We start from the raw sequence: 6,298 nt of genomic DNA, 5'->3' as shown, positions 1-6,298 counted from the left end.
CGTAAACGAAAAGAGACGATTGAGCGAAGCTTCGCGGATGCCAAAGAGCTCCATGGGTTTCGCTATTGCCGTTTGCGCGGACTTCCGAACGTCAGGGAACAAGCCCTCATGACGGCAACCGTGCAGAACATGAAGAAGATGGCGATCCACCTGGATCGCCTGGAGAAACAGGGGTAACACCCCGTTTCTCCCAGATACCAGACCATTATTATGTAAAGAAAAAGAACCCGCGTCTCAAAAAGACGGGGTTTCTCGACAATCTGAGCATCCCAAGGGATGCCCTTCTTTCACTATATTGCATTGATGATGAATTGTCCTTTTGGCGCTTTGATCTCAAAGTAATACTGTTGATCTTTATTTAAACCACTTAATTGTTTGCTATTCCCAGGAGACACTTGAAACTCATCAATTACGACATTTCCTTTTTCATCTTTAACTCTCATAAGTGCATTACCTGCACTGTTTGCATCATTTATGATTGTCTTATCCCAAAAAACACTATCAAATTTGATGGAATCTTGACCATCAAATTTAACACTATTCCATTGTTTCTTTTTCTATAGCCATAACTGACGTTATCTTAGGAGAGAAGTAATTATGGACTGTTTCTACATTTTGATAAACTTGATAAGAACAAACAAAATAATGGTTAACGTAACGAAAATCACACCAATTACACCAATTTTCTTGATTTTACTATTAACCATAATTCAACTCCTTAATCAATCGTAATATTATAATATCCCGTTTTACTTGCTTTTCCTTGCAGGGTATAGTCTCCGGCATTCCAAGGTATCGTATCAAGTTCTACAGATTTTCCTGCCGCAACTGTTTTGGTACTTCCTACTTGCGCGCCTGTATCATCTACAACCCTAAAAGTGACAGAACCTGGGCTGTTTGCACCGTTTGTAACAGTAGGTACCCGACGGGGCGTAGCCTTTTTCGTGGATTCTATCGTATGGACCGGGCTACTGGGCATAATGGAGTCCCTGCATGTCCCTGCTGCTTTCTGGGTTACCAGTGGGGTATACTTTATGGTGGTTCCTTACCTGACGAATGGACGAACTCCAGGGAAATGGCTGGTGCGTATTCATCTTACAGGGACAGGACAACGGATTTCCCTGTGGGAGCTTATAAAACGTTACAGTCTCTTGTACTGGTTGTATTTTGGGCTTAATTACTTACTGAGTGGACCTGTGCTGTGGTCTCAAGTCTCTCCATGGGTAAGTGTTCTGATCAGCTTCTTATTGTTGGTGATTAACGGATGGTTCTTTTTCCATCTGGTCATACGCCTATTCAAGAAAGACCCGCTATATTATGAGGAGCTTAGCCATACTTCGCACAAAATTACATGGCCCAAGCACTATCACCGTCCTCAGAGTGACATCGCTGACCCTGCAGAGACGTCGGGAGCCAATACGGTGAAATCATAATTGGAAGACTGACAACGTGATAAAGCCCCGTGATCTGCGTTTCATCTAAGCAAATAAAAAACAGGCGAAGCAAAGGGAGTTCCTTTGTCCGCCTGTTTTTTATTTTGCGTTTAGATGTTAGCTCTTTTCCTTTATTTCCACTGTGCAATTTGATCAATAGGCAAACGTGTGGACGGATGACCCTCGTTGATTCCTTTACCCATGGAAATAAGCATGACAGGTACATAACGATCTTTTTCCAGACCAAAGGCTTCAGCAATTTTATCCTTTTCATAACCACCGATAGCGTTGGTGTCGTAGCCATGAGCGCGCGCCACCAGCATAAGCTGCATGGATACCAGACCACCGTCGATCAGAACCGTTTCTTTGTTCACAACTGGATCAAGCGCTGCAAAATGGGCTGCCACTTTTTCCTGTTGCATTTCTTTAATGTCTTTCGGCATATAGCCCAGTTCTACAGCTTCTCCAAAAATCTGTTCGAAATTATCAAAGTTGTTCAAATCTCCAAACACAGCGATAACTGCCGAAGAGGTTTCCACTTGACGTTGGTTGAAACGGGCCAATGGCGCCAGTGTTGCTTTACCTTCAGGGCTGTCAATCACGAGGAAACGCCAAGGTTGCAGGTTAATGGAAGATGGTGCGCGTGTAGCTTCCGTCAAAATCTCTGTCATTTCCTCGCGGCTGATCTTCACGGATGGATCGTATACTTTTACCGAACGGCGTCCCAGTGCGATTTCTTTAAAATCATTCGTTTTTACAATATTGGATGTGCTCGCATTACTCATTCAAATCTCTCCTTATTCCCCTGGGGATGTAGTAATATTAAAATTTTGGTCAGTCCATATCGGATATATGACTATTCATAACTTGCAGCATATCAGCTAGCTGGTGCCGCTGGGTCTCGTCGAAGCTCTGTAGCAGCTGGGCTACAAACTGCGAGCGCTCCTGCTTAAAGATGACAATGCGCGCACGCCCATAATCGGTCAGGCTTACCAAGGTAACCCTGTTGTCCTCTGGCTTGGTGCGTCGTGTGACCATTGCTGTCGCTTCCAGTTGTTTCAAATGACGCGTTACTGCTGCACCGTCAATGCCAACCTCTTTTTGCAGCAGAGTTTGACTAATCTCCTCCACCTGATACAACTTGCACAATAGCTGCAATCTGGATGCGCTGACTCCTGCACAACGCTCAAACTTGGAGCTCATCTGCTTGTTCAGTAGCAGCAACATCTCAAAAATATACTCAGCCTCGGATGGTGTCTGGGTGATATCAATCTCTCCTCCCTTAAGCATATCGCTGGGCTTCGTGTTCTAACCTTTTGATCCATCAATTATTGATCTATCAAGTAATATACATCCTCTTTAAAAATAAATCAAGTCCCTGAGAAAAATAAAGTGCCTCTTTCGAAATAAAAGCTGAGCGACTCACACAGAGCCGCTCAGCTTCTACTTTCATTAGCTTGCTTATTAAATAGTTGAGTGCAATAGAAACAAGGAGGTGTTCTGTTTAGCTAGACAATCCCGTGGGACAGCATTGCGTCGGCCACACGCACAAATCCTGCGATATTGGCTCCGACAACCAGATTGCCTGGCACGCCGTATTCCTCAGCCGCCTTCACGCTGTTAGCATAGATATTTTTCATAATATCATGCAGCTTGGCATCCACTTCCTCAAAGGTCCATGAAAGGCGCATGCTGTTCTGCGACATTTCAAGCGCCGAGACCGCTACTCCGCCTGCATTGGCTGCCTTGGCTGGTCCAAACAGAACCCCATTGTCCAAAAACACTTCAATGGCCTGGAGCGAGGATGGCATATTGGCACCTTCGCCTATAGCTTTTACACCATTACTTACCAGCAGCTGGGCTGCTTGCTCGTCAATTTCATTCTGTGTTGCGCATGGCAGTGCGATGTCGCATGGGATCGACCAGATCCCCGAACAGCCTTCTGTATAGATTGCGCCTGGACGCTCTTGAGTATACTCACTAATCCGCAGACGGTTCACTTCTTTCAGCTGCTTAACCAGCTTCAGATCGATACCGTCTGGATCATAGATGTAGCCATTCGAGTCACTACATGCCACGACTGTAGCACCGAGCTGCTGTGCTTTTTCAATCGCATAAATGGATACGTTCCCCGAGCCCGACACGACGACGCGTTTTCCTTCAAAGGACGATCCCTGCGCCTGCAACATCTCGTTTACAAAATATACACAACCGTAGCCAGTCGCTTCCGTACGTGTGAGACTGCCTCCGTAATGAATCCCTTTACCCGTCAGGACGCCACCTTCATGTCCTCCGCGAATCCGCTTGTATTGTCCGAACATGTAACCGATCTCGCGGCCACCTACTCCAATATCCCCAGCCGGAACGTCGGCATCTGGACCAATATATTTATACAACTCAGTCATGAAGCTTTGTGTAAAACGCATCACTTCGTTATCTGATTTCCCTTTGGGATCAAAATCCGAACCGCCTTTACCACCACCGATGGGAAGACCCGTCAATGCATTTTTGAAAATCTGCTCAAAACCCAAAAATTTGACGATTCCCAGATATACAGACGGATGGAAGCGAAGTCCACCTTTATAAGGCCCTATCGCACTGTTAAACTGCACGCGGAAGCCGCGGTTGACCTGTACAACCCCCGCATCATCCACCCAAGGTACACGGAAGGTAATGACTCGCTCCGGCTCCACTAGCCGTTCCAGAAGCCCCTGCTGCATATACTTAGGGTGCTTAGCCAATACCGGAATTAGCGAATCCAATATTTCCTTGACGGCCTGATGGAATTCATTCTCATGAGGATTGCGCGCGATAACCTTCTCAAAAACGGACTGCACGTATTCGGCTGCTGCTTGTTGACTCTGCTCTGGACGGATCATGGTCATTATTTAATACACCCCTTTTATAATTAGCCCCTCTGTTAAATGACGGAACGACGTTATTCTGCACCTTCGAGAGTGGAACTTTATGTATTCATAAAATTTAGTTAACTATACATGATTTTTTATAATAATACATCTAATTCGCCTATAAAAAATTTTTGTATCCTTCATCAAATAACTCTATGAACCTCTCATTGTCTGTTAGTTTCCTAAAGTTAAATCCCTTGATTCACAGGCTTTTTTCACGATTTCTAAGACCCTAACACCTTACTCCACATGGCATTATAATGTGAACAAATTGAAACTAAAACATACAGCATATCTGGAAAATATGGAAATAAAAAAGAGGCTAGCGCGCAGGGCGTAGCCTCCTTTCCCATTCTTTTACACATAAAAGGCTTCAAGCTGACGCACAATTTCTGCCTCGTCATGCTCTACCACCTGCTGATGCTGCGACTTGGAGAACAATTGTTCAATTTGCGCTGGGAACTCCTGCTTGATGTCCACCAGACGGATGGCTTCATCAAATTTGGCCGGATGCGCTGTCGCAAAGGTCACACAAACGTCGTCCGCGCCATTATACGCCTCATACGCGGCAATACCGCAAGCCGTATGCGGGTCCAGTAAATAATCGTATTCGGCCTTGTATTTCTTGATCAGCTCAAGACACTGCTCATTCGAAGCACCCAGAGCTTCAAAATCCTGCTGTACTCGTTGTAAATCCTCTGGACCGATCACAATCCGTCCCTCGGTTTTGAGGTTATTCATGTATTCAGATACCTTGGCTGCATCTTCTCCAAGGAAGTAATACAGATATCTTTCGAAATTGCTCGCCACCTGAATGTCCATCGAAGGACTGTATGTGCTTTTGAAGTCACCTGGCTTGTATTCGCCTGTCTTCACGAAGCGCTCCAAAATATTATTTTCATTGGTGGCAATGATCAGCTTATGGATCGGCAAGCCCATTTTTTTCGCAAGAAAGCCAGAAAAGATATTGCCAAAGTTGCCGGATGGCACGCTGATATTAATCTTTTTCGTACCGGCAGACTCCTGCGCTCGGAAATAAGCATAAAAGTAATATACGGTTTGCGCCAAAATGCGCACAAAGTTAATCGAGTTAATTGCCCGCAAATGATGTTTAGCTTTGAAATCCAGATCGGCAAACAGGTCCTTAATGACCTTCTGACAATCGTCAAAGTTCCCTTTTACGGACAGATTCAGTACATTTTCATCGTCAACTGTCGTCATTTGCAGCTCTTGTACCTTGCTCACCTTTTGGTGTGGATGCAAAATACAGATTTTAATGCCTTCCTTGCCACGCACGCCCTGAATCGCTGCCGCCCCGGTATCACCTGAGGTTGCACCCAAAATGTGAATGATCTCATTCTGCTTCTTGGACACGTAGGAATAAAACTCACCCATAAATTGCAGCGCCACATCCTTGAACGCGAACGTAGGCCCGTGGAACAGCTCCAAAATAGACAGGGAATCGTTGATCTTCTTCACTGGCGTAACTTCTGGATGACGGAAGCTCGCATAACTGCGCTCCACCAGCTGTTCCAAATCTTCACGAGGAATCTCATCATTGATATACAGCGCAAAAACTTCCAGCAGCAACTCTCTGTAGCTCAATGTAGCCCATTGCTCTAACGTAGCTGCCGACACGGTCGGAATCTGCTCAGGTACCATCAGACCTCCATCGTCAGCTAACCCCATGAGCACGGTATCAATAAATCCCTTGGCTTCTACTCGACCTCTAGTGCTTATATATCTCATATACATCCCCCAATAAAAATTCAATTCGAACCTTTTTTCGAATATATTATTGTCTATAATACCCTGTCGCGGTGCTGTAACCAAGCCTTTTTTTCATATTTCAAAGACTTTCTCCTACTTTACCATACCTCGATGCATCAGGCATCTGTCATCGCTAAGCAATTAAAACGTCAGGAACAGCCCGTGAGTCTGAAAAAAGAAGGCCGC

Annotated in this window: 7 protein-coding genes and 1 pseudogene; 2 read left to right on the top strand and 6 right to left on the bottom strand. The window is 45.2% G+C overall.

Going from position 1 to position 6,298, the window contains the following annotated elements:
* Positions 1 to 177, top strand: a 177-nt coding sequence (locus tag AC6EJC_RS12825) for a transposase (protein ID WP_444954282.1), incomplete at its 5' end; no start/stop codon positions are given.
* 113 nt (positions 178 to 290) lie between these two features.
* Here AC6EJC_RS12825 and AC6EJC_RS12820 read toward each other — a convergent pair.
* Together AC6EJC_RS12820 and AC6EJC_RS12815 are read right to left on the bottom strand one after the other, a co-directional pair.
* Positions 291 to 443 carry a hypothetical protein gene (locus tag AC6EJC_RS12820; protein WP_444954274.1) on the bottom strand — a complete coding sequence of 51 codons (153 nt, stop codon included), beginning with the start codon at positions 441 to 443 and terminating at the stop codon, positions 291 to 293.
* 275 nt (positions 444 to 718) lie between these two features.
* Entirely contained in the window at positions 719 to 979 is a 261-nt protein-coding gene (locus tag AC6EJC_RS12815) for a hypothetical protein (RefSeq protein WP_444954283.1), read from the bottom strand.
* On the opposite strand from AC6EJC_RS12815, the pseudogene AC6EJC_RS12810 reads away from it, so the two are divergent.
* Positions 921 to 1,433 (top strand): annotated as a pseudogene (locus AC6EJC_RS12810) (RDD family protein); the annotation flags it as partial. The gene AC6EJC_RS12815 and the pseudogene AC6EJC_RS12810 sit on opposite strands and share 59 nt — an antisense overlap.
* A gap of 131 nt (positions 1,434 to 1,564) precedes the next feature.
* Here AC6EJC_RS12810 and AC6EJC_RS12805 read toward each other — a convergent pair.
* The 4 genes from AC6EJC_RS12805 to thrC form a co-directional block, all read right to left on the bottom strand.
* A complete protein-coding gene (locus AC6EJC_RS12805; RefSeq protein ID WP_348620279.1) occupies positions 1,565 to 2,218 on the bottom strand; it encodes a nitroreductase family protein in 654 nt (217 codons plus the stop codon).
* A gap of 49 nt (positions 2,219 to 2,267) precedes the next feature.
* Positions 2,268 to 2,660 carry a MarR family winged helix-turn-helix transcriptional regulator gene (locus tag AC6EJC_RS12800; protein ID WP_272640926.1) on the bottom strand — a complete coding sequence of 131 codons (393 nt, stop codon included), beginning with the start codon at positions 2,658 to 2,660 and terminating at the stop codon, positions 2,268 to 2,270.
* A 281-nt stretch (positions 2,661 to 2,941) separates the two neighbouring features.
* On the bottom strand, positions 2,942 to 4,318 hold the full coding sequence (gene gdhA / locus AC6EJC_RS12795) for an NADP-specific glutamate dehydrogenase (RefSeq protein ID WP_190297738.1): 1,377 nt from the start codon (positions 4,316 to 4,318) through the stop codon (positions 2,942 to 2,944).
* 381 nt (positions 4,319 to 4,699) lie between these two features.
* Positions 4,700 to 6,091, bottom strand: a complete 1,392-nt coding sequence (gene thrC, locus AC6EJC_RS12790; RefSeq protein ID WP_444954273.1) for a threonine synthase — start codon at positions 6,089 to 6,091, stop codon at positions 4,700 to 4,702.
* Positions 6,092 to 6,298: the final 207 nt, after the last annotated feature.

The sequence above is a fragment of the Paenibacillus sp. TY11 genome, assembly GCF_059772165.1.
The sequence above is the reverse complement of the archived record's forward strand: the minus strand, read 5'-3'. Positions and strand labels throughout refer to the sequence as shown.

Bases quoted from the DNA above. Each gene is read 5' to 3' on its own strand.
- AC6EJC_RS12820 (WP_444954274.1), bottom strand. From the start codon at position 443: ATGAGAGTTAAAGATGAAAAAGGAAATGTCGTAATTGATGAGTTTCAA.
- AC6EJC_RS12815 (WP_444954283.1), bottom strand. From the start codon at position 979: ATGCCCAGTAGCCCGGTCCATACGATAGAATCCACGAAAAAGGCTACG.
- AC6EJC_RS12805 (WP_348620279.1), bottom strand. From the start codon at position 2,218: ATGAGTAATGCGAGCACATCCAATATTGTAAAAACGAATGATTTTAAA.
- AC6EJC_RS12800 (WP_272640926.1), bottom strand. From the start codon at position 2,660: ATGTTGCTGCTACTGAACAAGCAGATGAGCTCCAAGTTTGAGCGTTGT.
- gdhA (WP_190297738.1), bottom strand. From the start codon at position 4,318: ATGACCATGATCCGTCCAGAGCAGAGTCAACAAGCAGCAGCCGAATAC.
- thrC (WP_444954273.1), bottom strand. From the start codon at position 6,091: ATGAGATATATAAGCACTAGAGGTCGAGTAGAAGCCAAGGGATTTATT.